This window comes from Hymenobacter chitinivorans DSM 11115 (assembly GCF_002797555.1).
GTDB classification, from domain to species: domain Bacteria; phylum Bacteroidota; class Bacteroidia; order Cytophagales; family Hymenobacteraceae; genus Hymenobacter; species Hymenobacter chitinivorans.
Window position 1 is genome coordinate 1701843 of sequence record NZ_PGFA01000001.1, and the last position, 25895, is coordinate 1727737.

25 protein-coding genes are annotated in these 25895 nt (G+C 59.5%); 11 read left to right on the top strand and 14 right to left on the bottom strand.

The annotated features are described in order from the left end of the window. The 7 genes from CLV45_RS07020 (at position 1) to CLV45_RS07050 (ending at position 6136) form a co-directional block, all read left to right on the top strand. A complete protein-coding gene (locus CLV45_RS07020) occupies positions 1–507 on the top strand; it encodes a chemotaxis protein CheW (protein ID WP_100335649.1) in 507 nt (168 codons plus the stop codon). An 82-nt stretch (positions 508–589) separates the two neighbouring features. After that, positions 590–979: a response regulator gene (locus tag CLV45_RS07025; protein WP_100335650.1), complete on the top strand. Its 390-nt coding sequence runs from the start codon at positions 590–592 to the stop codon at positions 977–979. 106 nt (positions 980–1085) lie between these two features. Continuing rightward, entirely contained in the window at positions 1086–2132 is a 1047-nt protein-coding gene (locus CLV45_RS07030; protein WP_100335651.1) for a chemotaxis protein CheB, read from the top strand. Beyond that, positions 2129–3766, top strand: coding sequence for a chemotaxis protein CheA (locus CLV45_RS07035; RefSeq protein WP_100335652.1), 1638 nt, complete (start codon positions 2129–2131; stop codon positions 3764–3766). Before CLV45_RS07030 ends, CLV45_RS07035 begins: the two co-directional genes overlap by 4 nt. 74 nt (positions 3767–3840) lie before the next feature. Then, positions 3841–4473: a chemotaxis protein CheC gene (locus tag CLV45_RS07040; protein ID WP_100336981.1), complete on the top strand. Its 633-nt coding sequence runs from the start codon at positions 3841–3843 to the stop codon at positions 4471–4473. 137 nt (positions 4474–4610) lie between these two features. Next, on the top strand, positions 4611–5705 hold the full coding sequence (locus tag CLV45_RS07045; protein WP_100335653.1) for an agmatinase family protein: 1095 nt from the start codon (positions 4611–4613) through the stop codon (positions 5703–5705). 95 nt (positions 5706–5800) lie between these two features. Continuing rightward, positions 5801–6136, top strand: a complete 336-nt coding sequence (locus tag CLV45_RS07050) for a phage holin family protein (RefSeq protein ID WP_100335654.1) — start codon at positions 5801–5803, stop codon at positions 6134–6136. A 132-nt stretch (positions 6137–6268) separates the two neighbouring features. Here the strand turns inward: CLV45_RS07050 and CLV45_RS07055 are convergent, their stop codons facing one another. From CLV45_RS07055 to CLV45_RS07075, 5 genes are all read right to left on the bottom strand, one after another. Then, entirely contained in the window at positions 6269–8656 is a 2388-nt protein-coding gene (locus tag CLV45_RS07055; protein WP_100335655.1) for an RCC1 domain-containing protein, read from the bottom strand. 277 nt (positions 8657–8933) lie between these two features. After that, positions 8934–9863, bottom strand: coding sequence for a DUF4349 domain-containing protein (locus CLV45_RS07060; protein ID WP_100335656.1), 930 nt, complete (start codon positions 9861–9863; stop codon positions 8934–8936). Positions 9864–10012: 149 nt separating this feature from the next. Beyond that, positions 10013–11317 (bottom strand): UDP-N-acetylglucosamine 1-carboxyvinyltransferase, encoded by a 1305-nt coding sequence (gene murA / locus CLV45_RS07065; RefSeq protein WP_100335657.1) that lies wholly within the window; start codon positions 11315–11317, stop codon positions 10013–10015. Positions 11318–11445: 128 nt separating this feature from the next. Next, positions 11446–12198, bottom strand: a complete 753-nt coding sequence (locus tag CLV45_RS07070; protein ID WP_100335658.1) for a DUF4290 domain-containing protein — start codon at positions 12196–12198, stop codon at positions 11446–11448. A gap of 138 nt (positions 12199–12336) precedes the next feature. Next, positions 12337–14583, bottom strand: a complete 2247-nt coding sequence (locus CLV45_RS07075; RefSeq protein ID WP_100335659.1) for an ATP-dependent helicase — start codon at positions 14581–14583, stop codon at positions 12337–12339. Positions 14584–14717: 134 nt separating this feature from the next. Between CLV45_RS07075 and CLV45_RS07080 the strand changes: the two genes are divergently transcribed. The 4 genes from CLV45_RS07080 to CLV45_RS07095 all read left to right on the top strand — a co-directional run bounded on the left by CLV45_RS07080 (position 14718) and on the right by CLV45_RS07095 (position 16927). Further along, positions 14718–15023 carry a hypothetical protein gene (locus CLV45_RS07080; RefSeq protein WP_100335660.1) on the top strand — a complete coding sequence of 102 codons (306 nt, stop codon included), beginning with the start codon at positions 14718–14720 and terminating at the stop codon, positions 15021–15023. A 64-nt stretch (positions 15024–15087) separates the two neighbouring features. Next, positions 15088–15669, top strand: coding sequence for a DUF3109 family protein (locus CLV45_RS07085; RefSeq protein WP_100335661.1), 582 nt, complete (start codon positions 15088–15090; stop codon positions 15667–15669). 293 nt (positions 15670–15962) lie between these two features. Further along, positions 15963–16388 (top strand): VOC family protein, encoded by a 426-nt coding sequence (locus tag CLV45_RS07090; protein ID WP_100335662.1) that lies wholly within the window; start codon positions 15963–15965, stop codon positions 16386–16388. A 47-nt stretch (positions 16389–16435) separates the two neighbouring features. Continuing rightward, positions 16436–16927, top strand: coding sequence for a hypothetical protein (locus CLV45_RS07095; protein WP_100335663.1), 492 nt, complete (start codon positions 16436–16438; stop codon positions 16925–16927). Between the two features lie 174 nt (positions 16928–17101). Here the strand turns inward: CLV45_RS07095 and CLV45_RS07100 are convergent, their stop codons facing one another. The 9 genes from CLV45_RS07100 to CLV45_RS07140 form a co-directional block, all read right to left on the bottom strand. Next, on the bottom strand, positions 17102–18865 hold the full coding sequence (locus CLV45_RS07100) for an alpha-amylase (RefSeq protein ID WP_100335664.1): 1764 nt from the start codon (positions 18863–18865) through the stop codon (positions 17102–17104). Between the two features lie 363 nt (positions 18866–19228). Then, entirely contained in the window at positions 19229–20143 is a 915-nt protein-coding gene (locus tag CLV45_RS07105) for an ADP-ribosylglycohydrolase family protein (RefSeq protein WP_157807341.1), read from the bottom strand. A gap of 79 nt (positions 20144–20222) precedes the next feature. After that, positions 20223–21569 (bottom strand): acetyl-CoA carboxylase biotin carboxylase subunit, encoded by a 1347-nt coding sequence (gene accC / locus CLV45_RS07110; RefSeq protein ID WP_100335666.1) that lies wholly within the window; start codon positions 21567–21569, stop codon positions 20223–20225. A gap of 105 nt (positions 21570–21674) precedes the next feature. Beyond that, complete coding sequence (gene accB / locus CLV45_RS07115; protein WP_100336982.1) at positions 21675–22160, bottom strand: acetyl-CoA carboxylase biotin carboxyl carrier protein; 486 nt, start codon at positions 22158–22160, stop codon at positions 21675–21677. Between the two features lie 28 nt (positions 22161–22188). Beyond that, positions 22189–22752 carry an elongation factor P gene (gene efp, locus CLV45_RS07120; protein WP_100335667.1) on the bottom strand — a complete coding sequence of 188 codons (564 nt, stop codon included), beginning with the start codon at positions 22750–22752 and terminating at the stop codon, positions 22189–22191. A gap of 188 nt (positions 22753–22940) precedes the next feature. Next, positions 22941–23954, bottom strand: coding sequence for a beta-ketoacyl-ACP synthase III (locus CLV45_RS07125; RefSeq protein ID WP_100335668.1), 1014 nt, complete (start codon positions 23952–23954; stop codon positions 22941–22943). A gap of 55 nt (positions 23955–24009) precedes the next feature. Then, entirely contained in the window at positions 24010–24951 is a 942-nt protein-coding gene (gene plsX / locus CLV45_RS07130) for a phosphate acyltransferase PlsX (RefSeq protein WP_100335669.1), read from the bottom strand. Between the two features lie 63 nt (positions 24952–25014). Then, entirely contained in the window at positions 25015–25236 is a 222-nt protein-coding gene (gene rpmF, locus CLV45_RS07135; protein ID WP_100335670.1) for a 50S ribosomal protein L32, read from the bottom strand. A 59-nt stretch (positions 25237–25295) separates the two neighbouring features. Further along, positions 25296–25829 carry a YceD family protein gene (locus CLV45_RS07140; RefSeq protein WP_100335671.1) on the bottom strand — a complete coding sequence of 178 codons (534 nt, stop codon included), beginning with the start codon at positions 25827–25829 and terminating at the stop codon, positions 25296–25298. Positions 25830–25895 lie beyond the last annotated feature (66 nt).

Here is a 25895-nt window from a genome sequence, read left to right on the forward strand (position 1 = left end):
ATGCCTGAATCAGAACAAACCAGCGAAAAGAAAGCCGCTAAGCAGGATAAGCTCATCCAGCTTATCGTGTTCCGCCTGGGGGATGAGGAATACGGCATTCGCATTGAGCAAGTCAAGGAGGTCACTATTACTCCCGAAATTGCTCGAATGCCCAAAACTCCCTCTTTTGTCAAGGGTATTGCCAACCTGCGCGGCGACATCATTGCCATTATTGACCTGGAGGAGCGCTTCAAGCTGCGCTCGGCCAGTGAGCCGTTGGCGGGCGTGAGCTACACGCTGGCTATCGAAGCCAAAGATTACACCATTGGAATAGTCGTGCGGGAGGTACCGCAACCCTTATCTATTCCGCTCTCAATCCTAGAAAAAACCCCGGAATTCATTCAGGATATCAACATCCAGGATAAATACATTGAGGGAATCGCTAAAGTGGATGGGCGCATCATCATTGTCCTTGATATGCCCAAGCTGCTGTCCCCCACGGAAATCATGCAACTGCAGCCGAAATAAAAAATCTTACTCGGCAGCACCCCGTACACACGCTTGATTTTCAACTGACCTTTCCCTCATCCGACACACTGACTTACCCTGTATGAAAAACCGCATTCTCATCGTGGACGACTCATTTTACATGCGCACGATGCTCAAGAATATGCTTACCGACGCCGGCTACGAGGTCGTAGGGGAAGCTGCTAACGGTCAGCAAGCCCTGGAAATGGCCAGCGCAACGCGGCCTGATCTTATCACGCTGGATGTGATTCTGCCGGACAATACCGGGTTGGATGTTCTCAAAGGCATTCGTATGGAGCAGCCCGAAGTGAAAGTCGTGATGTGCAGCGCCGTGGGGCAGGAGGTAATTGTCAATGAGGCCCTGGAAAGTGGCGCCACTGCGTACATCGTAAAGCCCTTCTCCGAAGAGAAAGTACTCGAAATCGTTGGGGGGGCCCTGCAGAATCAGGGTTCTAGTTCCGCTGAAGCCTAACCCAGGGCTGAGGCTACTACTACCCTTGCTTTAGTACATCAAAAACGCCGCTGCCGCGCCCGTTCTAATTCCCTCAGTGCATAATTCTCCCATCCCTTTCACACTCTTGCTCGGTGATCTGCCCGCTTTCGAGCGGCTGGAACTGACTAGGTTGCTGCACGCTGAGCCCGATTTGCGGGTAGTTGGCTCGGCAACTAGCCCCTCGGAGCTAGTAGCGCAGGCCCGCCGGTTACGTCCGGGGCTGGTTATTGCGAGTGAAAATCAGGTAGCGGGCTTGGAGCGCCTGAGTCGGCAGCAGGCCGTGCCGGTGCTGCTCTACAGCGCTACGGCCGCTGGCCGGGTGGTACCCCGGGAACTGGCGCAGTGGGGCGTCGCGGATTACCTCCAACCGATTCCTAGCAAAGACCATCCGGAATTTGCCCGCTGCCGCCAGCAGATGGTCGCCAAGATTCGCGCCGTTTGTCAACAGCCCTCGCGGCCTACTCTGGCCAAACGGCAGCTTATCGCAATACCGCCGAGCGGCGTAGCGGTAATTGGGGGCTCTACCGGTGGGGCGCAGGCTGTGGAAACGCTCGTGCGGGCACTGCCGGCTTCGCTTACGAGCGCCGTGCTGGTAGCCATCCACTTACCGGCACACTTCACCGAATCCTTCGTCAACCGTCTGCGGCGGGCTACATCGTTGCCCGTTGTTGTGGGCAAGCCGGGTACAACCCTGGAAGCAGGCAAGATTATCGTAGCTCCCGGCGGACAAAACATGGTAGTCCGCTCCCTGGTACGGGGGCCGTGGCAGTCGTGGCACACCGATACGACAACCGAGACAGGACCAGTGCTCGACGAACCGTCCGTAGACTTATTGATGCAGTCGGTAGCGCACACGATAGGGCGCAACACGCTGGGCGTTGTCCTCACCGGCTTGGGGCGCGACGGTACCCAGGGGGCCCACACCATCCGGCAGCACGGCGGGGTGATTATTGCGCAGGACGAGGCTTCTTCGGCCGTTTTCGGCATGCCCAAGTCCGTTATTCAGACCGGAGCCGCCAACATCGTAGCTCCTTTGCACGACATTGCGGGCTATATCGGTCGGTTGGCTACGCAGTTGCGCATCAACCGGGCTTCTTCTTTCTCTTCATCCACGCAGTTTGCCACTCGATGAAATCAAGGGAAGAGGAATACCGGGAAATCTTCATGGCCGAGGCACTCGAGTATTACGATGCTATGAGTCGCCACATCAGCGAGTTGGAGAAAGACCCGACGGATGAGAAAGCCCTGAACGAGCTGTTTCGGCTGATGCACAATCTCAAGGCCAACGCCCGGGCCATGGGGTTCAACGACATCGGCGAAGTGGCCCACCGGATGGAAACCATCTTCGGCCTGATTCGCAGCAAGGAGCGCACTTTTTCGGGGTCTTTGGTGCCTGTGCTCTTTACCGGCGTCGATACCATTGGCAGCATGATTCGCGGCGTGGACCGGGATGAGCCCGGCCCCAGCCCCGATTTGCTGCTGCATAATTTGGACCTACTGGTGGAAGGGCAGGAGCCCATCCTGGAGGACGAAAGCGACAAAAACTCCGACGAGGATGCTTCGCGCAAACTGGAACTATCGGACCTGGTGTACATCCAGATTAAAAAGCTGGACCACCTGCTCAATCTGGTCGGTGAGCTGATTATCGACCGGGACCGGATCCTAACCTTGAGCCAGGAAATTGGCAACTCGGCGCTACAGGCGGCTGCTTCCCACTTGTTCCGGATTGCCGACGACCTGCAATACAGCGTCATGGATGCGCGCCTGGTAAACGTGGGCTCCTTGTTCAACAAGTTTCCCCGGGTAGTGCGCGACGTGGCCGTAGCGGAAAAGAAGGAAGTGGAGCTGACCATCAACGGGCAGGATATCCAGATTGACCGCAACATTCTGCAAATCATCACTGATGCGCTGCTGCACCTGGTGCGTAACGCTATTGGCCACGGCCTGGAAACGCCCGCGGAGCGCAAGCGGGCCGGCAAACCGGAACAGGGCAACCTCACGCTGTCGGCCCAGACGGAGCGCGACGACGTGCTGATTCAGGTAATCGACGACGGCAAGGGCATTGACGTGGAGCAAGTGCGCCGTAAGGCCGTGGAGCGCGGGTTGGTGTCGGCGGAGGTTTCCCGGTCCCTGGATGCTCATGCGGTGCGGGCCTTCCTGTTCGAACCCGGCTTTTCCATGGCCAAGGAGGTAACCGATATTTCGGGCCGGGGCGTGGGCCTGGACGTAGTGAAACTGGCCATTGATTCCCTCGGCGGGCAGCTGCGCGTCGATTCGGTGCTAGGGCAGGGCACTACCTTTACCCTGGTGCTGCCTACCTCGATTGCCGTCAAGGGCGCCTTGCTTTTTGAGCTGGAAGAGCGCAGCTACGCCATTCCCCTGATGCACACCGACTCTGTTGTGTCGCTGCAGCCCACGCAGCTGCACGTGGTGGGAGGCATCCTGATGGCCCGTTTGCTCGGGGAAAATATTCCCGTTGTAGATTTGCGCAAGCTCCTCCATAGCAATGATGGTCCGCTGCTGCCCGCCGTAAAATCGGAACTGGCCGGCCGACAGGACATTATCATTGTTAATTACAACAATCGTAAGCTTGGCTTAATCGTGGACCGTTTCCTGCGCCAGCAGGATATAGTTATTAAGCCAATGAGTAAACCATTGGATATGATTGACTTATTCGGGGGCGTGACGCTCCTGGGAAGCGGTCAGGTCTGCCTGGTTATTGATGTGCCGGCGCTCACGCGACTTTTTCTAGCCAAGCGACCATAATCAACGTAATGCGAAATTCGGGTTTTCCGGCAACGGGTAGCCCCTTCATTTGACTCACTCCTATGGATTTGCACATGACGGAACTAGAGCGTGATATTATCCGCGAGATTCTGAACATTGGATTGGCCCGTGCGGCTGACTCCTTTGCCGTAATCGCGCAGGAAAAGGTGCTGCTGGAAGTTCCGAATCTGGACATTATGCCCGGGAGCAATATCCTGGATAAGGTACACGAGTTCGAAGGCACTCACGCCATTATTCAATCCGATATTCGGGGCGAGTTCAACGGCACGACGCTGATGTTCTTCTCCGGCCAGCACGTGCAGCGCCTCTCGCGGGTCTGCCTGCGCATGTCGGTGCCCGACTCGATTCAGATTGATGAGATGCAGGAGTCACTGTTGCTGGAAATCAGCAACATCATCACCGGCGCCCTGGTCACCCAGCTGGCTAATATTCTCAAGGCCAAAATTTACGGGGCGCCGCCCAAGGCTCCCAAGGGCAACATCGCCGCGTCGCTGACCAGTCTGATTGCCAGCCAGCCCAAGGTGCAGCCCCTGATTTTCTCGGTTATTACCCAGTTCTCGGACAAGGAAAACTCGGTGGAGCTGCCCCTGATGCTGTTTTTCGACCGGAATACCTTCGAAAAGATTCTGGACATTATCCGGACCTATGACTTTCTCGGTGGCCAGGAAAGCAACCCAATGGGGTAATTTCAGTCACCCATCCTGTTGCTGTCCTATCCGGCGCGTGCCGAGTCTGCCTTTTCGGGCCGGCCGGTTAGCATCAGGTAGGACAGCTTCGTTTCCTGCTGCTTGCGCAGAATTCTTTTCACGTTTTTCTCTTGCTTATGTCTTCATCGGCTGCTTCCAGTCTGGAAAAAAAACTTGCTGCTTTTGACCCCAACGCCCTCGGCGACAGTGCCGGCGGCCTGTACGGGCTACCCTTCACCGTGGACGAGGCCCAGGTAGTGGTAGTGCCCGTGCCCTGGGAAGTAACCGTTTCGTACCGCGGTGGTACGGCCCAGGGCCCCGAAGCCATTCGGGAGGCCTCCCTGCAGGTGGACCTCTACGAACCCGACATTCCCGAAGCCTGGCGTATGGGGTTGGCCATGGAAGAGCCGGACGAGAAAGTGGCCGAGGAAAGCCGCAATCTGCGCACTCTGGCCGCCGAGTACATTGGTTGGCTCGAAGCCGGGCAGCCGACCAATAAGGCCCAGAAATTTGCCACGGTGCCGGCCCAGGTGACGGAGCGGGGCAAGGCCCTGGTGGAATACCTCCAGAAGAAAACCGGGGCCTACCTCGATGCTGGCAAGGGCGTGGTGCTGCTGGGCGGCGACCATAGCACGCCGCTGGGCTATATGCATGCCCTGGCCGAGCGGCACGAGGAATTTGGCATACTGCAGATTGATGCCCACTGCGACCTGCGGCCGGCCTACGAAGGCTTCCAGTACTCGCACGCCTCCATTATGTACAATGCCCTGCAGCTGCCCCAGGTCAAGAAGCTGGTGCAAGTCGGCATCCGGGACCTGTGCCAGCAGGAGGCCGAGCTGGTGGACCAGTCGGGGGGCCGGGTGGTGATGTTCCACAACCGGTTTTTGTCGAACGAGAAGTTTGCCAAGAAGTCGTGGAAGAAGGTCTGCGGCAAAATCATTGCCCAGCTGCCGCCCAAAGTCTACCTGAGCTTCGACATCGACGGGCTGGACCCCAAGCTCTGCCCCGGCACCGGCACGCCCGTGCCCGGCGGCCTGGAGTTTGAGGAAGCTCTGTACCTGATTCGCACGATTGTGGAGTCGGGCCGGGAAATCATCGGCTGCGACCTGAACGAGGTAGCGCCCGGCGACACCGAGTGGAACGCCATTGTGGGGGCCCGCCTGCTGTTTCAGATGGCGCACTGGATGGGCGTGTCCCAGGGCCGCATCAAAGCCAAGATTTCGGAGAAATAGGCCCGCGCCAACGGAGTGCCCATTTTTTCGTAAGGTTGTGAGTTCCTAGTGGAGCTTCTGTTCCTTCCCTTCCTCATTCCAACCACACGACAACTATGGGTTTTCTCCTCAAGCTGCTCCTAACCGCCATCATCACCTACGTGCTGGCCCGCTTCCTGCCCGGGGCCCACTTGGGCGGCTTCACCGATGCTATTCTGCTGGTCATCGTGCTGGCCATTCTGAATGCGGTACTCAAGCCAATTCTGAAGATTCTGGGCTTCCCGATTACGGTGCTGACGCTGGGGCTGTTTCTGCTGGTCATCAATGCCGTCATCGTGCTGCTGGCCGACTGGCTGCTGGCCGGCTTCAAGCTCGACGGCTTCATTTCGGCCCTGATCTTCAGCGTCGCCCTGTCGTTGGTTACCTCGGTGGTCGACATGGTCATTGACTAGTTTGCTTTAAAGCCACAAAAAAGCCCTTCTAGTTAAGTAGAAGGGCTTTTTTGTGGCTTTAAAGCAAGAGCCTTTGGGTGACGGCCGGCCGGGACTATTCCACCACCAAGCGTAGGGTGTGCGGGACTTGACCTATAGGCGCGACCTGCAGCAGATAGAGGCCCGGGGCCAGCCCACGGGTTGAGATGTTGGGTGCGGCGGCGGTACGTACCAGTTGGCCCCGCACATCATAGATCCAGACGGTGAGTAGGCCGGCAAGCCGAGCACCTGTACTTGGTCGTGCGCGGGGTTGGGAACCAGCGCCCAACCGGCCGGAGGAGCGGTGGCAGTGGCCGCCAGAGTCAGGCCGCCGTTGGGAACCAGCGTGGGCACCGGAATGACGGGCGTCTGGCCCAGCTGGCCGTGGTCATTGAGCCCAGCCGACCAGAGCTGCGTTCCGCCCCGCACGGCCAGCGTGTGGTAACTGCCCGCCGAAACGTCCGTCCAGCTAGCAAGGCTGCTTACCTGCTGCGGTACCAGGCGGTTGGTCGTCGTGCCGTTGCCGAGTTGGCCGTTAGCATTCAGCCCCCAGGCCCAGAGTGTGCCATCGGTGCGCAGGGCCACCACGTGCCCGTAGCCCGCGGCCACGCCCGCCCAGGTGCTGGCCGTACCAATGCGCACGGGGCTAGGGCGCGGGGTGGTGGTACCGTCGCCGAGTTGGCCGTACTGATTGTCGCCCCAGGCCCAGAGGCTGCCATCCTTACCCACGGCTACCGTAAACGACGTGCCCGCGGCTACGCTGGCCCAAGTGGTGGCCGTTCCTACCTGCACGGGTTCCTGCTCCAAGCCGCCGGCACTGCCGGTGCCCACCTGGCCGCTGGCATTGTTGCCCCAGGCCCAGAGCGTGCCGTCCTGCCGAATGGCTGCGGTATGGCTGGCCCCACAGGCCACGCGGGCCCAGGTCGTGCCGGAGCCCACCTGTTGCGGAGTGCTTCTATTGCCGGTCGCCGTGCCGTTGCCGAGCTGCCCGTCGTTGTCGCGCCCCCAGGTCCAGAGCGTACCGTCGGTGCGCACGCCGGCCGAGTGGGCGTAGCCTGCCGCCACGGTTTTCCAAGTGGTGGCGCTGCCAATCCGAATGGGCGTGTAGTAGTACTGATAATTACTAATGCCCGCTTGGCCCTGCCGGTTATCGCCCCAGCCCCAGAGGCTGCCATCGGTTTTTACTCCTACGGTATGGGCGGAGCCGGTGGCCGTGCTCTGCCAGGACGAGACAGGGACGGGTACGGGCGTATTATAGTCGGAGGTTGAGTTATTGCCGATCTGGCCGTTGCCATTCGCGCCCCAGCCAAAGAGCGTATTCGTGCCGCTGTGGGCAAGTGAGGTGTAGTAGCCGGCGTTTACCTGGCTCCAGCTCGTGACGCCGAAATATTCTATTACCTGGTTGAAGGAGGAGGTAAAAGGGAAGCCCTGGCCGATTTGGGAGCGTTGGTTGATACCCCAGGCATAAATCGAGTTATCCGCCCGCTGGGCCAGCGTGTGGTCTTCGCCGGCGGCTAGGTTTGCCCAGCTCGTAGCTGTGCCTACCTGGGTGGGCACGAGCTGTTTGGTGTCGCCGCGGGTGCCGTTGCCGAGTTGGCCGTTGCCATTGTAGCCCCAGGTCCAGAGCGTCCCGTCGCGGCGCACGGCCACTGAGTGGGCGTTGCCGGCCGCCACACTGCGCCAAGTGGTAGCTGTGCCGACTTGCGTGGGAGAGTACCGGGTGGCAGTAGTGCCACTGCCGAGCTGGCCGGCGCCATTTTCGCCCCAGCTCCACAGAGTGCCATCCGCCTTGAGGGCCAGGGAGAAATATGATCCGGCGCTTATACTCACCCAGTTGGCATCGGTGCCGACCTGCACGGGCGTATTTTGCTGCACGCCGTTGACGCCCAGCTGGTACTGCGAGTTGTCGCCCCAGGCCCAGAGCGTGCCATCGGCTTTGAGGGCCAGGGTGTGGTAGATACCCGCTTTCACACTGCGCCAGGTAGTGGCAGTGCCCACCTGCACCGGGGTGCGCTGAACAATGGTGCCGCTGGAGCTGCCGTTGCCGAGTTGGCCGTAGTTGTTGCGGCCCCAGGTCCAGAGCGTGCCGTCGGCGCGCACGGCCACGGTGTGGCTGAAGCCGCAAGCCACGCTGGCCCAGGTACTAGCTGTGCCCACTTGCTGCGGAACGGCTACGTCGTAAGTGGTGCCGTCGCCGAGCTGGCCGTAGGTATTACGGCCCCAGGTCCAGAGCGTGCCATCGGAGCGGATGCCGGCCGAGTAGAGGGAATTCGCGGCGACGGTTTGCCAGGTGGCGGTTCCTACTGGCACCGGACGGGGCTGGGTACTTTGGCTACCATCGCCCAGTTCCCCGGCTTGGTTGTCGCCCCAGGCCCAGAGCGTGCCGTCCGGGTGGATGACCAGGTTGTGCGTATCACCGGCGGCCAGCCGTTGGGCCCAAATGCGCGGAGCTAGCAGCAACAACAGCAGCAACCCGCCGAGTCGCAAAGTAGAAATTAACATGAAAAAGAGAGAGTAAAATAGAAAGCCTGGTTTTAGGCACTCTAAAGGTACGCCAGGAATCTACATGCCGGCTTCCATGCTTGATTTTCATATCGTTGCCTTAGCCAACCAAATAGTAAGTCTGGGCTGGCAAAGACTTTTTTCATGGTCCCTGCCTGGATAAAAAACTGATTGGTGCGCTGCCAGCCGGGTTTTCAAGCACAAAAAAGCCTCGACCTACCGGCCGAGGCTTCTGACGGGTTGGAGAAGGAAAGTCTCTATAACCCGGTAGTGGTTGTTAGCTAACCAACTCCCGCGCGGCCAGGCGGCGGCGCCACACCCGGATGCTCCAGCCAATAACCAGTACCAGAATCCACAGCGGCCAAGCCGTGACCAGGCCCAGCAGCAGGTTGGTGCACAGCTCCCAGCCGCTGTAAAAGGCCTGCACCAGGCGGCTGCCGAAGGAAAGAACCGGGGCGTCCGGGGTTTTGAGCGTAATAACCTGGAAGTAGGAGAGGGTGATGGTAGAATAGGCAACCTGGTCGTTCAGGGTTTTGAGCTTGCTTTCGGTGGCTTCAATGTCGGCGCGCACTTCCCCGATTTTGCCCTCGATTTCCAGCATTTCCGACACCTTTTTAGCTTGCTTGAGCAGGGCAATGTAGCGCTGCTCCAGGGCCCGCTTAGTGGCCAGGCGGGCCGCTACGTCGGCGTGCTCGGCCGTTACGTCGTCGGTGCCCAGCGTCTTCGACTCCAGGGTGCCCAGGCCATTGAGGCGGCTGAGCAGCGTCGGGAAGCGGGAGGGCAGCACCCGGATGGTCATCTGGTGCTCCCACTGCCCGTCCTCGCGCCGTTCGGAGGCATCCGACACGTAGGCCCCGAAGGCGCGGGTCAGGCTGTCCATGCGGGCGTTGGCCCGGGCCAGGTCCTGCACTTTGACGCGCACGTTGGCGTGGTAGATAATCTTGCGGGTAGTGCCCGGCGCGGCCGTCACCCGAATCGGCTCGTTGGCCTCCGGTGAGTCGGGCTGGTCGTCGCCGCTGATTTCAGTTTGCTGGGGAGCTTCGGGTGCCGGTGGTGGAGCCATGCTGGCCATTTCGACGGAGGGTGCTTCCATCAGTTCATTCACTACCATTTTTTCGTCAGCTACTGCCGCTTGTTCGGACTTATTCGAGCTGCAGGCGGCCGTGAAAAGCAGCAAAACGAGCAATTTCCAGGTGTGCGTGGGCATGGGGCAAGAGGTTTGAGAGTGAGTAGATTCCAACCGCCTCTGGCCTTCCGTTCAGGTAGCTAACGCCGGAGCAGTTTCGGCTAGTATGCCCACAAAAAAGCCCGACTTTATTTAAAGCCGGGCTTTTCGCAGAACTGGTAATTCGGCGCTTAGAGACGACGAATCTGGGCGCCCAGCGCGTTCAGGCGCTTGTCGATGAACTGGTAGCCGCGGTCAATCTGCTCCACATTGTCAATCACGCTGCGGCCGTCGGCCGAGAGGGCGGCAATGAGTAAGGCTACGCCGGCGCGGATGTCGGGCGAGGTCATGCTGATGCCGCGCAGGGCGTTGCGCTTGTCGAGGCCAATAACGATGGCGCGGTGCGGGTCGCAGAGCGTAATCTGGGCGCCCATGTCGATGAGCTTATCGACGAAGAACAGGCGCGACTCGAACATCTTCTGGTGAATCAGCACGGTGCCTTTGGCCTGAATAGCTACCACGAGCACAATGCTGAGCAGGTCGGGCGTGAGGCCGGGCCAGGTGTGGTCCGACACGGTTAGAATGCTGCCGTCGAGGTAGGTGGCAATTTCGTAGTGGTCCTGGGCCGGTACGTAGATATCGTCGCCGCGCACTTCGAGCTGGATGCCCAGCTTGCGAAATGTGTCGGGGATGATGCCCAGCTCGGGGACCTGGCAGTCTTTGATGGTGATTTCGGAGCCCGTCATGGCCGCCAGGCCGATGAAGGAGCCGATTTCAATCATGTCGGGCAGCATGCGGTGCTCGGTGCCGCCCAGGCTTTCCACGCCCTCGATGGTAAGCAGGTTGGAGCCGATACCGTTGATTTTAGCGCCCATGCGCACCAGCATTTTGCAAAGCTGCTGCAAATACGGCTCACAGGCGGCGTTGTAAATGGTAGTCGTGCCCTGGGCCAGCACGGCGGCCATCACAATGTTAGCCGTACCGGTTACCGAGGCTTCATCGAGCAGCATGTAGGTGCCGTGCAGGCCGTTTTCGGCCTTGATGCGGTAGAAGTCGGTGCCCTCCAGGGTGAGCTTACCGCCCAGCTTTTCGAGGCCCAGGAAGTGCGTATCCATGGGGCGCCGGCCGATTTTGTCGCCGCCGGGCTTGGGCAGCTGGCACTTGCCGAAGCGGGCCAGCATGGGACCCAGAATCATAACCGAGCCGCGCAAGGCCCGGCCCTGGGCCACGAATTGCTCGGAGTCGAGGTAGTCCAGGTTTACCGCGTCGGCCTGGAAGCGGTAGGTGTCGGTAGCCAGCTTGCCAACCTTGACGCCCATGTCGCGCAGCAGCTCGATGAGCTTGTTCACGTCGCGGATGTCGGGAATGTTGCTGATGGTGACGGGCTCGGAGGTGAGCAGGACCGCGCACAGGATTTGGAGGGCCTCGTTTTTAGCGCCCTGGGGCACGATTTCACCCTTCAGCGGATGGCCGCCGATTACTTCAAATGAAGCCATGTAGTAACTGGTTGTTCGTTGTTCGTTGTCCGTTGGTAAGGCCCCGACTAGTTGTTCGTTGCTCGTTGCTCGTTGTTAGAGCCTTTAGAGCCTGACAACGGACAACAAGCAACGAACAACTAAAATACTTACTGGGGGGGCTGCTGGGGCTCCTGGCGACCTTTTTTGCCGCCGCGCCGCTGCTTGTCGCGGCGGTTGTTGTTGCCGCCGCTCCGGCGACCTTCCCGGTCACCCCGGTCGCCCCGGTCGCCCCGGTCCCCGCGTTCGGCCCGCTCGGCGCGGGGCTGGGGCACGATAAAGGGCGTGGGCCGGCCACCGGCCGCGGGGGCAAAGTCAAATAGGTTATTGGCATCCACCTGAGCCGGGTCCAGCTCCAGCTGGCCGCCCGACAGCTCCCGCAGGTGCTTGAGGATGGTCACGTCCTTGGCGTTTTCCTTGCTGTAGGAGCGGTACAAAAACTTCATGGTGCGGCCAATGGCAATGGTGGCCTGCTCCCGCTCGGCGGGGTCTTCCATAGCCAGGGCCTGCTCAATCATGACTTCCACGCTGCGGCCGTAGGGCTTGAGCTTGGGCGACTTGCTGGGGTAGGCCACGCGGGCCGGCTGCTTGGCCAGGATGTCGAGGGCGTGCAGGGGATAGGGGCTGTCCACGTCCAGCTCCCCATCAGTCATTTCGAAGACGTGGTTCCAGACCTTGGCCTGGGCGTCGGGCTGCTCGCGCAGGGCGGGGTTGAGGCGGAAAATGAGCTGCACAATCTGCTGGGCCCGCTTGGTGCGCTCCTCCCGATCTTCAATCGTGCGCAGCTGCTGAATCAGCTCGTAGGTGCTCTGCCCGTATTCGCGCAGCAGCAGCTCGTGTTTAAAAGGCGAAGGTAATGCCATTAGGAAAAAGGCGTAGCCGCTCTGAAAAGCAGCTGGTTAAGTCAAGAAGTAGGAGAGTGGGCTACCCTCAAGGTGCTGATGTACAACGAGTAGCCAATCGGCAAACGGCGGTAAGCCGGTCAAGTTACGCGGTTCCGGCTAGCTCAGCACCCGCAATTTCGCAAAACTCAGCAATAACGTCTTCTCGCCGACTTCTTCGAACTCGATGATGGCCTTGGTGGAGCCTTGCTGAGCTTCAAGCTTGGTGACTTTGCCGAAGCCGAACTTGGGGTGCTCCACGCGCTGCCCCGTTTGCAGGTTACTCGTGTCGGAGGGTTGGAAGTCAGCGGGTGGGGTGTAGCCCTTGGCCACTGTCTTACGGGGCGCAGGCGGAATTAGGTTCGAGCGGCGCTCCACCACGTGGCCAAACGGCGACTCGCCGGGGCCGGCGGAGGAGAACTTGAAATCGACGAACTGGGGGTCAATTTCGTCGAGGAAGCGGCTTTTCTCGCAGCTGCGCAGGTTGCCCCACTGGTAGCGGGACGTGGCGTAGCTCAGGGTCAGTTTCTTCTCAGCCCGGGTGATGGCCACGTAGAACAAGCGCCGCTCTTCCTCCAAATCGGCCCGGGAGGTTATCATCATCTGGCTCGGAAACAGGTTTTCCTCCATGCCCACGATGTAGACGTTGCGGAATTCCAGGCCCTTGGCCGAGTGAATGGTCATCATCGTCACGGCCTCGCCTTCGTCCTTGGCGTCCTTGGTGTCGGCGTCGGTGACGAGGGCAATGTCCTGCAGGAAGGAAGCCAGGCTCTTGTCTTCCCGCTCGGGGTCTTCGGTGTAGGCCTTTACCCCGTTGAGGAGTTCCTGGATGTTCTCGTAGCGGCTCAGGCCCTCGATGCTTTTGTCGGCGTAGAGCTCCTCAATCATGCCCGAGTTCTTGGCAATGAACTTGGCCGCCTCGAAGGCATCTTCCTTGCCGGCCAGCACCGCGTAGCTCTTAATCTGCTCGGCAAAGGTCTCAATCGGGTTGGCAATGCGCGCCGTCAGGAAGGAATTGGCGTTGCTAACCACTTCCCAGAGCGAGTGGTTGCTGGCCTCGGCCGTGTTGATGAGCTTGCTGATGGTCGTGTCGCCGATGCCGCGCTTGGGGTAGTTGATAACCCGGCGCAGGGCCTGCTCGTCGTTGTGGTTGACCGTCAGGCGCAGGTAGGCCACCAGGTCCTTGATTTCCTTGCGCTGGTAGAACGAGAGGCCGCCGACAATCTTGTACTTGATGTTGAGCTTGCGCAGGGCTTCTTCCATGGCCCGGCTCTGGGCGTTGGTGCGGTAGAGGATGGCGAAGTCATCGTACGACAGATGCTGATTCATCTTGTCCTCGTAGATGCTGTTGGCCACCAGCTTGCCTTCCTCGTTGTCGGAGGCGGCTTTGATGACCTCAATCAGGGTGCCTTCCTCGTTTTCCGAGAAAACGTCCTTGCGCAGCTGGGCCTTGTTGTTCTTGATGACCGAGTTGGCGGCCTTCACGATGTTCTTGGTGGAGCGGTAGTTCTGCTCCAGCTTAAACACCTGCAATTCGGGATAGTCTTTCTCGAAGTTGAGAATGTTGGTAATGTCGGCCCCGCGGAAGGCGTAGATACTCTGGGCATCGTCGCCCACGACGCAGATATTCCGCTCCTTAGCCGCCAGCTTGCGGGTTATCAGGTACTGCGAATAGTTCGTGTCCTGATACTCGTCGACCATTACGTACTTGAAGATGTTCTGGTACTTGTTCAGCACGTCGGGGTGGTCCTTGAAGAGCACGTTCGTGTTGAAGAGCAGATCATCGAAGTCCATGGCGCCAGCCTTGAAGCAGCGGGCGTGGTACTGCTGGTAGATGGCCCCGATTTTGGGCCGCAGGGCCGCGTCGTCGTCCTGGCGGATAACCGGGTCGTTGAGGTACTGCTGCACCGAAATCAGCTTGTTCTTGGCCGCCGAAATCCGGCCCAGTACCATGTTGGGCTTGTAGAGCTTGTCGTCCAGGTCCATTTCCTTGACGATCTGGGTAATCAGCGTCTTGGAATCCTGGGTGTCGTAGATGGTGAAGTGGCGGGGGAAGCCGATTTTGTCGGCCTCGGAGCGCAGGATTTTGGCAAACACCGAGTGAAAGGTGCCCATCCAGACGTTCTTGGCCTCCGGGCCCACGACCTTTTCAATCCGGGCGCGCATTTCCTTGGCGGCCTTGTTGGTAAAGGTCAGGGCCAGGATGTTGAACGGGTCGACGCCCTGCTCGAGCAGGTTGGCAATGCGGTAGGTCAGCACGCGGGTTTTGCCCGAGCCGGCACCGGCAATAATCATGCAGGGGCCGTCGATTTGGAGCACCGCGGCGGCCTGGGAGGGGTTCAGGAGTTTGTTGTAATCTAATGCCATTCGTCAAGTAAATCAGCGCCTCGGCTAAGTCTGCAAAGGTACTACTTTCAGCAGCCAAGCTGAAAAGTAAGGAAGTAGTAATACTAAATTCTTTGGTTACCTTCCCTTTTATAGCAACTGTTACCGCCATACAGATGGTTTCTTCCGCCGCCTCAAGCGTCGATTCTTCGGTTACGGGCTTTGGGCTGGCTATGGCTTTTTATGCCGTTAGCCTGTTCAGTAGCATTGCTCTGGCCTTCTACCTGCCCCTGGCCGACATGTGCAATCCGGGCACCCCGCTCCTCATTGGCGTGCTGCTGCTCGGGGTGGGGCTGTTATGGGGCGCGGCCATGCTGCTCTTGTTCCTTTTAGGCCACCGGAGCGGGTTTGTGAAAGGCAGCCTCCTGGCCCACCTGCTGGTACTGGGTTTCGTGGGTCTGGCTTTTCTGCTGATAATTTGAATGCAAGAACTGATAATTCGGTTTTAAAGAGAAGTATCTTTGCCGTTCGCTTCTTTGCAATTCCATGATTATCATTCAGAATACGGTCATCTCCGACGACGTGCGCGACAATTTCTTTGTCTGCAACCTGGAAGCCTGCAAGGGCGCCTGCTGCGTGGAAGGCGACCTGGGGGCCCCGCTGGAGGCCCACGAGCTGCAGATTCTGCAGGACGAGTACCACAAGATCAAACCCTTCATTACCGAGGCCGGGCAGCAGGCCATTGAGCAGCAGGGCCTCTATATCAAGGACTGGGAAGGCGACTACAGCACCACCACCATCAACGACCGGGAGTGCGCCTACGCGCTGTACGACGAGCGGGGCATCCTGAAGTGCGGCATCGAGCAGGCCTACCTGGCCGGCGTCACCACGTTCAAAAAGCCCATCAGCTGCCATTTGTACCCGATTCGCATTACCAAGTACGAAGACTTCGAGGCCCTGAACTACGACCGGTGGAACATCTGCAACCCGGCCTGTAGCTTCGGCGCTACTCTGGGCGTGCGGATTTACCAGTTTCTCAAGGAACCCCTGGTGCGCAAGTACGGGGAAGAATGGTACGAGGAGCTGGTCACCGAAATCGAGACGAATAGTCCGCCGGTGAATGCCTAAGGGCGTGGGAAAGCTGTAGAGACGCATAGCGTCTCATCGGCTGCGCCGTAATAACGATTGTCGTTCAACGACGAGACGCAATTATGCGTCTCTACACCAGGCACGGAACTGGCAACAAAACGTAGCTGATTTTAAACGAAGTAAAAAAGGCCGGCTGCCAAGCCGGCCTTTTTTACGCCCGCCCGGGTGGTTTGCGACAAAATCGCTAGGTGCTGTAAATCAATGGGTCACCGGGTTGCGGGGCGAAGCCAGGAATGATAAGTTGCGGCTCCTTACCTCCAAACCAGACCCCCGTGGAAGACCAGCAACCCAACCCTGCCCCAACTCCCGTCGCCGCCGACTCTACCCCGAAGGTGACTGGCATCGGGGGTATCTTCTTTTTCTCTGACAACCCCCAGCAAACCCGGGACTGGTACGCCCGCAACTTGGGTCTGGACGTCAACGAATGGGGCTCGACCTTCGAATCCCGGAGCGTGGAGCGGCCCGACGAGGTGCATTCCCTGCAATGGAGCCCCTTCCAAACCGGCAGCGACTATTTCGCTCCTTCCCGCAAGGAGTTTATGATCAACTACCGGGTGCAGCATATCGAGGCGTTGGTTGATCAGCTGCAAGCCAGCGGGGTAACCATCCTCGACGATATTGTCAGCTACGACTACGGCAAATTCGTGCATATCCTGGACGCCGACGGCAACAAGCTGGAGCTCTGGGAGCCTCGCTAGCCACCTCGGCAAATGCGGCGCTAACCGTAGGCAAAACCCTGCCGGCAATGGAAGAAACGTACCTCAGCCAGGAGTTGCCCGACGCGCAGATTCAGGCGTTTTTGCAGGAAGCCATGCTGGGCCTAACGGTGTTTCCGTGGGCGCTGTTGCTGGGCGAGGAAGCACCCGTGGAATTCGATTCCAGTAATCCAACGCATATTTTCTTTGAAGCCCTGCCCGCCGAGGTGCCGGAGTATGGCTGGCACCTGGCCATTTACCGCACGCCCGGCGCCGACGACGAAGCCCGGGCCCTGTGGCTGGGCCGGCAGCTTTCGGCGCGCTTCGACCTGGCCGTGCTCGTGCCCTTCACCCACCCCGACAAGCCCCACGACCCGTACTACGACATCGTGTTCCGGCAGGGCGTGAGCTACCTGGCCGATGATAGTGAAACGGAGTTTGGGGAGCCCGATGCTCAGCCGGTGCGTATCCTGGGTCCTTACGCTTTGCCCGAAGTAACGTTCGGTGCCCTAGGCCAGCGCATAGAGGCTTCGCAAAGCTGACGACAAGTCGTTGTAAAACGCCCGCGCCCGGTCCTCTACCGGGGAAGGAGGGAAGAAACGGCCAGAGGAGTCCGATGCGGGCCAAGTCCACCGCAGAAGTAGAGCTGCCTGAAAATGAAAAGGCCCGACTAGCAGTAGCCGGACCTTTTGCATTCACCTCACTCTATCAACTCTTTACTGCCAGGTTTCGGTGCGCGTCATGCTCGTGCCGCTGGGCGTGAAGCTGCGGTTGGTGCCGCCTTCGTAGAGCACGTTGCCGGCCGCGTCCTTGCGGATGTACTTGTACTGCACGGCCGTGCCGCTGGTCAGATTGATGGTGCCTTTCCAGACGGGGTAGGTGGCGCCGCTGAGCTTAATGGCGTTGGCCGTGTTCCAGGTGCCGAGCTGGGCGGTGTTGCCCAGCACGTACACATCCTGGCCCGAGACGGTGCCGCTGTAGGTCACGTTAAAGGAAACTGCCGTGGTGCCCGTGGTAGGCGGGGTCGTGGCGCCAGTGCCGGGCACCCACACCGAGTAGCTACGGGCATTGACGGGGAACACGCCCGTGCCGTTGGCATCGGTGGTGACGGTGGCGGTGCTGTTGCCGGTTTTGTCGGTCAGCGTGGCGCTTTTAAAGGGCGTGGTAATGGTTTTGGAGCGGCCGGTGCTGCCGTCGTTGAGCATTACCAGCAAGCCGGGGTGGGTCGAGTCGCCGGCGCGGGAGTAGGCGTACACGTCGGTGTCATTGACGGTGGTGTACTCGTTGGCCGCCCCGTAGGCGTTGGCCTTGCGGATGGCAATGAGCTTCTTGATCTGGGCGCCCAGGCCGTACTCGTAAAAGTCGCGGTAGAACACGCAGGGGTAGCCTTTGGCCCGGGTCAGGATGTAGGCGTATGCCAGCATCTTGAGGTTGGTAACCGGCGAGTACAGCGCGCCGCCCTGCTGGTCGGTGTCGTGGTTATCGACGAAGGATACCGACAGGGCCCCGTTGGCTTCGGTGAAGCCGGCAAACTGCAACCCGCGCATGTCCCAGCTGCCGTTGCCGTTGCTCATGTCCTGGAAAGTGTAGTGCAGAGGCACGTCAAACAAACTGGTGCGGCCCCCGGTGGCGGCGGCGTAGTTGTTGAGGTCCGTCAGGTTGCGGAACCAGGCCTCCGACACGGCAAAGCGGCCCGAAGTGCCCTTCACCGCGTCCAGCCACTGGTTCACGTAGGGCGTGTAAATGTGCTTGGTGGCGTCGAGACGGTAGCCGTCCAGGCTGAGCTTAGTCGTAATCCAGTTGCCCCAGTTGATGGTCTCGTTCTGGTTGGCGGTGTTGCCGTTGTACTGAATTTCCGAGCCCAGCAGGTTGTCGTAGGCGTCGTTGTTGGCGTAGGGCTGGAAGTCCCAGCTTTTCCACTGGTACCAGCCGTTGTTGGGGGCCTGCTGGGTGCCGGTAAAGTTAGCCGAGCTCCAGCGGTAGGTGCTGTAGGTGCTGCCCCGGCCGGCGTAGTTGAACCGGGTGTAGACCGTGTTGCCGTTCACCGTTTCCTGGGCGTCGGCCCAGGTCAGGTGGTTCATCACCATGTCCTCGTACACCTGAATGCCCTTGCCGTGCAGGCTCGTAATGGCCGACTGCAGCTGGCTAATCGTGCCGTAGCGGGTGGCTACGGTGCCTTTCTGGTTGAACTCGCCCAGGTCGTAGCGGTCATACACGCCGTAGCCGACGTCGGTGCTGCTGCCACCTTTGTAGGCCGGGGGCAGCCACAGGGCCGTGATGCCCGCGTCGCTCAGCTCCTGGGACTTGGCGCCCAGGTTTTGCCACCATGTGCCGGAAGCAGTGGAAGTGGGCACGTCCCAATAAAAGGCCTGCATCATCACCCCATTGACGGCAACGGCGCTGTTGGTAGTGGCCGCCGCTACGGGCAAGGAAGTGGAGCCGGGCTGGACGCCGTCCTTAGTACAGGAGGGCAAAAGCATGCCTGCGGCAAGCAGCCCCGTAAGGGCCGCTGCGGTAAGATTGTTCATACTGTGGGAGTTTTGGTTAGTGCAGAATTGTAGGGCAAGTATAAAGCAATATTCTAAAAATGATGCAACATGATTTCGGTATTGTTAATAAAAAGTCATTTTCAATACGGAATTTGCAATTTCAAGTTAGTTAGCTAGTTGAGTTGTTGTTTTTGAGGAAGTAATCGTAATAAATTACGCAAGAAATAATTGTTGCTAAATGGGTTTAGTATAACCCTGAAGGATGCGGAAAAAGTCTGAATTTTTCTTCTGTCAAGTACTTAGCAACCCGGCAAAAGGCCGCAACTTGGATTCGTTTCCCATCAAATCCGCCAATCAGAGTAGCTCGGCACCAGCAAACTGCGCCACGCTGCGCTGCATCCAAGGATAATCGGGTAGCTGCTGCAACTGGGCCAGCAGCTGCGGCGGCAAGCCGGTAGTGCCCAACCAGGTGCCGGCAATCTGCCCGGCCAGGGAGCAGTTGGTGTCCGTGTCGCCGCCGGCCTGCACCAGCTCCTGCAGCATCCCTACAAAGCCCAGCTGTTCCGCCCGACTAGCGGCCACCAAAGCCAGCGGCACCGAGTCGACGACGTAGCCGCTGCTGCCGAAGCGGGCCGCTAGTTCGGGCAAGCTCCAGCTGCCGGCCGCCCGCAGCTCCAGCAGCCGGTCACGCACGAGCGTATCGGGAAGCTGGTCGATAATAAACGGAAGCAGTTCCGGCAGGCTTGGGCCAGCGGTATCCAGCCCGGCCCGGATACTCAGAAACACGGCCAGGGCCCCGACGTAGGCTTCCGGGTGCTGGTGGGTAATGCGGCAGACGTCTTCCACGGTACTGCGCGCCACCGACCCGGGCACCAGGGCCAGTGGGGCAATGCGCATCGCCGCCCCGTTGCCGGCCCCGGATTCGCCCTTGCGCCCCGTTTGGCTCCAGTGCCCGCCCGCGGCCAGTTCCCGCAGTGCCCCCAGCGTACCGGCCCCCAGCCCAGTCAGCTTACGCGCCTGGAAGTAGGTCAGAAATCTTCGGGCAATTACCTCCGGCTTTACACTGCCCGCTTCCACAATGGCCTCGCAGGTGGCCAGGGTAAGCTGGGTGTCGTCGGTAATAGCCCAGAAGGGCTTGGCGGCGGGCCGACCGAAAGGGTAGTAGGTATTGACTGCTGGTTGGGCGGCTGCCTGCTCGTAGCTGCTGCCGTAGGCGTCGCCAATGGCCCCGCCAAGTATGCAGCCGGCAACCTGATCCGGATAGGTCATAAGTATAGATACACAAAAGCCGCTCATTCCAGCGTGGAATGAGCGGCTTTAGGCAAAGCGGAAACCGGAAACCGGAACCCTACAGCGTCGAGAAGTCGAACGAGGACTCCAGGAAACCGGTGTTGAAGTTACCGGCTTTGAAGTCGGCGTTGTCCATCAGGGCGAGGTGGAAGGGAATGGTCGTTTTCACGCCTTCTACCACGAACTCCGACAACGCGCGCTTCATCTTCACGATGCACTCCTCCCGGGTCTGGGCCACGGTAATGAGCTTGGCAATCATCGAATCGTAGTTCGACGGGATGGTGTAGCCCGCGTACACGTGGGTATCGACGCGCACACCGTGGCCGCCGGGAATGTGGAGCACGGTGATTTTGCCGGGGGAGGGGCGGAAGCCGTTCTTGGGGTCCTCGGCGTTGATGCGGCACTCCATGGCGTGCATCTTGGGGTAGTAGCTATTGCCCGAAATCGGGACGCCGGCTGCCACCTTAATCTGCTCTTTGATCAGGTCGTAGTTGATGATTTCCTCCGTCACGGGGTGCTCCACCTGAATCCGGGTGTTCATCTCCATGAAGTAGAAGTCACGGTTGGCATCCACCAGGAACTCGATGGTGCCCACGCCTTCGTAGTTGATGGCCGCGGCGCCGGCAATGGCGGCTTTGCCCATCTTTTCGCGCAGCTCGTCGGTCATGAAGGGCGAGGGAGCCTCTTCGACCAGCTTCTGGTGCCGGCGCTGAATCGAGCAGTCGCGCTCCGAGAGGTGGCATACGTGGCCGTACTGGTCGCCGCAGATCTGGATTTCGATGTGGCGGGGCTCTACCACGTATTTCTCCAGGTAAATGCCGTCGTTGCCGAAGGCCGCTTTGGCTTCGGTGCGGGCGTCGTTCCAGCCTTTTTCCAGCTCCTCGTCGTTGTGGGCCACGCGCATGCCGCGGCCGCCCCCGCCGGCCGTGGCCTTGAGGATCACCGGGTACTTGATTTTGTGGGCAATCTTGAGGGCATCCTGCAGCGAGTCGAGCAGGCCCACCGAGCCGGGAATGCAGGGCACGCCGGCTTTAATCATGGTGGCTTTGGCCGAGGCCTTGTCGCCCATCTGGTTGATCATCTCGGGCGAGGCCCCGATGAACTTGATGTTGTTTTCCTGGCAGATGCGCGAGAACTCCGCGTTTTCCGAGAGGAAGCCGTAGCCGGGGTGAATGGCGTCGGCGTTGGTGATTTCGGCCGCCGCAATCAGCGTCGGGATGTTCAGGTAGGACTGGGCGCTGCTGGGCGGCCCGATGCAGACGGCCTCGTCGGCGAAGCGTACGTGCAGGCTTTCCTTGTCGGCAGTAGAGTAAACGGCCACCGTTTTGATGCCCATTTCCTTGCAGGTACGAATAATGCGCAACGCAATTTCGCCCCGGTTAGCAATCAGTATTTTCTTAAACACAGGTCTGGGGTGGAATGGAAGAACTAAGAGCTTAGAACTGAGACTTTAGACGGGGTTTTCCGTGGTTCAGTCTCAGCTCTAAGCTCTTACTTCTCGGTTCTCAAATTACATCGGCTCGATCAGGAACAGGGGCTGGTCGTACTCGACCGGCGTGGCATTCTCTACCAGCGCCTTCACGATGCGGCCCGACGCTTCGGCTTCAATCTCGTTAAAGAGCTTCATGGCTTCGATGATGCAAATAACCTGGCCTTTCTCCACTACGTCGCCCACGTTCACGAAAGCCGGAGCCTCGGGGCCGCTGCTGCGGTAGAACGTGCCAATCATCGGGGCTTTCAGCGGCTGATGGTTGCTGCTGGCGGCAGCCGGGGCAGCGGGAGCAGCGGCGGCCGGCGCAGCGGCAACTGGCGCGGCGGCCGGAGCCGGCGCTGCCTGCGGGGCCGGCGCCGGGGCGGCGGCTACGTGGCTGCTGACCACTTTCGTATTGGGCTCGCGCTGCACCGAGATTTTAAATTCCTCGGTTTCGATGTTGACTTTGTTCAACCCTGATTTGGCGATAAAATCAATCAGGTCCTGGAGTTCTTTGGCTTTCATGGCGGCTTCGGTGGGGTGTTTCGGCTGCTTATTTGACTCTTTCGACATAGGAGTAGTCGCGGGTGTCGACGCGGATTTTGGTGTCTTGCTCAATGAACAGCGGCACCTGAATGCGGGCCCCGGTTTCGACCGTGGCGGGCTTCAGCGTGTTGGTAGCGGTGTCGCCGCGCAGGCCGGGCTCGGTGTAGGTCACCATCAGCTCCACGGTGGTGGGCAGTTCGGCCGTCAGGGGCTGCTCGGTTTCGGCATGAAACAGGATGGTGGCTTCCTGACCTTCCTTCATCAGGTCGGCGAAGGGCACCATGGCCTCGGGCAAGGACACCTGCTCGAAGGTCGAGTTGTCCATGAACGTGTAGCCGTAGTCGTCCTTGTAGAGGAACTGGTGGGGCCGCTGCTCCACGCGGGCCGTGGTTACTTTCACGCCGGCGTTGAAGGTGTTGTCCAGCACTTTGCCGGTTTTGATGTTGCGGAGCTTGGTGCGCACAAAGGCGGGACCTTTGCCCGGTTTCACGTGCTGGAATTCGGTAATGACGTAGAGGTCATTGTTGTACTCGAGTACCAGACCGTTGCGAAAATCTGCGGTAGTGGCCATGCTTGGGAATTTGGAGAGGAATATGCTGACAGGAAGAGGCTAGACGACGGAAACGGGCTAAACGCTCTACCTACTTAAGTTTCAGGATTTCAGGTACTGGGCGGAAACGCAACGTGCCGTCCCGGAGAGTGGCGGGGCGGCACGTTGGGAGTGCAAGTATAGGAGTTTTCCGCGTCCAGCCCGCCTATCTACGCGTGTTGCGGGTCAGGTTTGGGGTCGTAGGCCCATTTAAGGTAGATGGAGCCCCAGGTAAATCCGCCCCCGAAAGCGGCCAGCACCAGGTTGTCGCCCTTGTGCAGCAGCTGCTCATAGTCCGACAAACACAGCGGAATCGTGGCGTTGGTCGTGTTACCGTAGCGCTGAATGTTGAGCATCACCTTTTCCGGGCCCACGCCCATGCGGTTGGCCGTGGCGTCGATGATGCGCTTGTTGGCCTGGTGGGGCACCAGCCACGCTACATCCTCCTTGGTGAGGTTGTTGCGCTCCATAACCTGGGCGGCCACGTCGGCCATGTTAGTTACGGCAAACTTGAAGACCGTAGCGCCTTCCTGGTATATGAAATGTTCCCGGTTGGTAACCGTTTCGATGGACGGCGGGCGGCGCGAGCCCCCGGCTTTCTGGTAGAGGTAGTTTTCCCCCTTGCCGTCGGTGCGCAACACCTGGTCCAGAATGCCATAGCCGTCGGTGCTGGGTTCGAGCAATACAGCACCGGCTCCGTCGCCGAAGATAATGCAGTTGGAACGGTCGGTGTAGTCCACGATGCTCGACATCTTGTCGGCACCCACGACGATAACCTTCTTGTACATGCCGCTCTGAATGAACTGCGCGCCGGTGGCCAATGAGAAGAGGAAGCCCGAGCAGGCGGCCTGCACGTCGTAGCTGAAAGCGTTAATGGCGCCTACGCCGTGCGAAATAATGTTGCCCGTGGCCGGAAACACCATGTCGCCGGTGGTAGTGGCACAGATGAGGAGGTCAATGTCCTCGGCCCGGGTCCCGGTCTTGTCCAGCAGTTGCTGCACGGCCTTGATGCCCATGACCGAAGTGCCCTGGTTCTCGCCCTTCAGAATTCGTCGTTCCTTGATGCCAGTGCGCGTCGTAATCCACTCGTCGGTGGTGTCCACCATCTTTTCGAGCTCTTGATTGGTCAACACGTAGTCGGGCACGTAGGCACCCACTCCGGTTATGGCAGCAGTGATTTTCATTCGGGGAAACGGGAAAAATAGGCAAAAAAAGTCCGGCCTCAGCCGGACTTAGTCGCTAGGACTTGAAAGTGTCTTTTATCTGGTCGGCGATGCCGGATTTAGCCATTTGGTAGCCCTGCAAGAGCATGTTGCAAATAGCTTCCGGCGTGCTCACGCCGTGCCCGATAATGGCGTTGTCGTTGATGCCCAGGATAGGGCTGCCGCCAATGGCTTCGTAGTTGAACTTGTCGAAGAAGGGGTCGTGCATCTGCTTTTCAGCCAGGATGTCGTACACCGATTCGGCCATTTTCAGCACCACGTTGCCCGTGTAGCCGTCGCAGACAATTACGTCGGCCTTGTCGTTGAACAGGTCGCGCCCTTCGATGTTGCCGATGAAGTGGATATGGGGGTTCACCTTCAGCAGCTGGTGCGCGGCCTGGGTATTGGCCGTGCCTTTGCCTTCTTCCTCGCCCAGGTTCATCAGGCCCACTTTGGGGTGCTCAATGCCCAGCACGTACTGGGCATAGAGCGAGCCTAACTCGCCGAATTGCTCCAGCATCTCGGGTTTGCACTCGGCATTGGCGCCCACGTCGAGCAGGATGCCGAATCCACCTTTGAGCTTGGGAACAAAGTTGGCAATGGCCGGGCGCATCACGCCCGACACGGGCTTCACGCTGAACATCGCGCCAACGAGCATGGCGCCGGTGTTGCCGGCCGAGCAGAAGGCTTCTACTTCGCCGTTGTGCAACATGCGGTAGCCGACGGCTATACTGGAGTCCTGCTTTTGCTGGTAGGCTTTGGCAGGGTGCTCACCCATCTCGATGATCTGCGAGGCAGCCACGAGAATCAGGCCGTCGGCCGCGGCCCCGTGCTGCTGGAGCAAGGGGCGCACGGCATCTTCCTGGCCAATGAGCACAATCTGAGCCGCGCCGGCAAGCTTTTGGGCTGCCAGCACGGCGCCGTCCACGGCAGCCTGGGGGGCGAAATCGCCTCCCATTGCGTCCAGGGCTATCTTCATGTACGAGGTGTCAAGGGGTAGGGAGTCGGGAAGGCGGGCCGGCCGAAGCCGGCAGCACGGGGCTTATTCTTCGTCGGAAGCAGGAGCCGCGGCAGCTACGGGAGCGTAGTCTTTGATAGCTACTTTGCCGTGCAGGTACAGGTCGCCATCTACTACGTACGCCTTGTGACGCAAGTGCAGCTCACCCGTGTTCTGGCAGATAGTTACTGCTTTGGGGGTCAGCTTGTCGTGGGTGCGACGCTTGTCGCGGCGGGTCGAGGATTGACGGCGCTTAGGATGTGCCATGGGTAAGGGGAAATATTAAAAGTTGAATTTATTGAATCAGAAATGCCGGAACCGGGGCCTTAGTTGAGGTTGCGCAGGGCATCCCAACGGGGGTCGGTGCCTTCGTCGTCATCTTCCGGGTCGCCGGGCTGGCGGGTAGTAAAGATGAGCTTGGTTTCGGCATCGGGGTTTTCGTCGGGCTCATTCTGAAAGCGCGGGTGCAGCTTCTTCATGGGAATGGCCAGGCCGATGTAGTCGAACAAGTGCTGGGCAATGGGCAGGGTCTGGGTTTCGGGCGTGATTTGCAGCACGTCGTCGTCGAGCTCCAGGTTCTGGTCGCCGAAACGCACCCGCAGGGAGTGGCGCACGTCGATGGGCTGGTCGAACTCGTCCAGGCTCCGGTCGCAGATCAGGCGCACAGTGCCGAAGATGTGGAAATCCAGGGTGATGAGCAGATCCGTCTTGGTCAGGTCCACGTCGGCGTGAAGCTGGCCTTCCTGGATCAGGTTCTGCTCGAACTGCTCAAAGAAAGCCGGGCCGAGCTCAAACGCGAAATGGTGCGTTTTGCTGGCCAGCTTGGCAATGTTCAAGTCGTATTGCGAGTCCTTTTTCACAGGGAATTTATTGCAAGGGGGCAAAAGTAGAAAGATTTACCCGCTTTAAGAAAATAGAAAGCCGAG

Excerpts from the sequence above, each read along its gene's own strand:
- CLV45_RS07125 (WP_100335668.1), bottom strand. The coding sequence starts at position 23,954 with ATGAAAATCACTGCTGCCATAACCGGAGTGGGTGCCTACGTGCCCGAC.
- CLV45_RS07025 (WP_100335650.1), top strand. The coding sequence starts at position 590 with ATGAAAAACCGCATTCTCATCGTGGACGACTCATTTTACATGCGCACG.
- CLV45_RS07055 (WP_100335655.1), bottom strand. The coding sequence starts at position 8,656 with ATGTTAATTTCTACTTTGCGACTCGGCGGGTTGCTGCTGTTGTTGCTG.
- CLV45_RS07050 (WP_100335654.1), top strand. The coding sequence starts at position 5,801 with ATGGGTTTTCTCCTCAAGCTGCTCCTAACCGCCATCATCACCTACGTG.
- rpmF (WP_100335670.1), bottom strand. The coding sequence starts at position 25,236 with ATGGCACATCCTAAGCGCCGTCAATCCTCGACCCGCCGCGACAAGCGT.
- CLV45_RS07080 (WP_100335660.1), top strand. The coding sequence starts at position 14,718 with ATGGTTTCTTCCGCCGCCTCAAGCGTCGATTCTTCGGTTACGGGCTTT.
- plsX (WP_100335669.1), bottom strand. The coding sequence starts at position 24,951 with ATGAAGATAGCCCTGGACGCAATGGGAGGCGATTTCGCCCCCCAGGCT.
- CLV45_RS07045 (WP_100335653.1), top strand. The coding sequence starts at position 4,611 with ATGTCTTCATCGGCTGCTTCCAGTCTGGAAAAAAAACTTGCTGCTTTT.
- CLV45_RS07035 (WP_100335652.1), top strand. The coding sequence starts at position 2,129 with ATGAAATCAAGGGAAGAGGAATACCGGGAAATCTTCATGGCCGAGGCA.
- CLV45_RS07095 (WP_100335663.1), top strand. The coding sequence starts at position 16,436 with ATGGAAGAAACGTACCTCAGCCAGGAGTTGCCCGACGCGCAGATTCAG.
- murA (WP_100335657.1), bottom strand. The coding sequence starts at position 11,317 with ATGGCTTCATTTGAAGTAATCGGCGGCCATCCGCTGAAGGGTGAAATC.
- CLV45_RS07085 (WP_100335661.1), top strand. The coding sequence starts at position 15,088 with ATGATTATCATTCAGAATACGGTCATCTCCGACGACGTGCGCGACAAT.
- CLV45_RS07070 (WP_100335658.1), bottom strand. The coding sequence starts at position 12,198 with ATGGCATTACCTTCGCCTTTTAAACACGAGCTGCTGCTGCGCGAATAC.
- CLV45_RS07020 (WP_100335649.1), top strand. The coding sequence starts at position 1 with ATGCCTGAATCAGAACAAACCAGCGAAAAGAAAGCCGCTAAGCAGGAT.
- efp (WP_100335667.1), bottom strand. The coding sequence starts at position 22,752 with ATGGCCACTACCGCAGATTTTCGCAACGGTCTGGTACTCGAGTACAAC.
- accB (WP_100336982.1), bottom strand. The coding sequence starts at position 22,160 with ATGAAAGCCAAAGAACTCCAGGACCTGATTGATTTTATCGCCAAATCA.
- CLV45_RS07105 (WP_157807341.1), bottom strand. The coding sequence starts at position 20,143 with ATGACCTATCCGGATCAGGTTGCCGGCTGCATACTTGGCGGGGCCATT.
- CLV45_RS07100 (WP_100335664.1), bottom strand. The coding sequence starts at position 18,865 with ATGCTTTTGCCCTCCTGTACTAAGGACGGCGTCCAGCCCGGCTCCACT.
- CLV45_RS07060 (WP_100335656.1), bottom strand. The coding sequence starts at position 9,863 with ATGCCCACGCACACCTGGAAATTGCTCGTTTTGCTGCTTTTCACGGCC.
- CLV45_RS07075 (WP_100335659.1), bottom strand. The coding sequence starts at position 14,583 with ATGGCATTAGATTACAACAAACTCCTGAACCCCTCCCAGGCCGCCGCG.
- CLV45_RS07040 (WP_100336981.1), top strand. The coding sequence starts at position 3,841 with ATGACGGAACTAGAGCGTGATATTATCCGCGAGATTCTGAACATTGGA.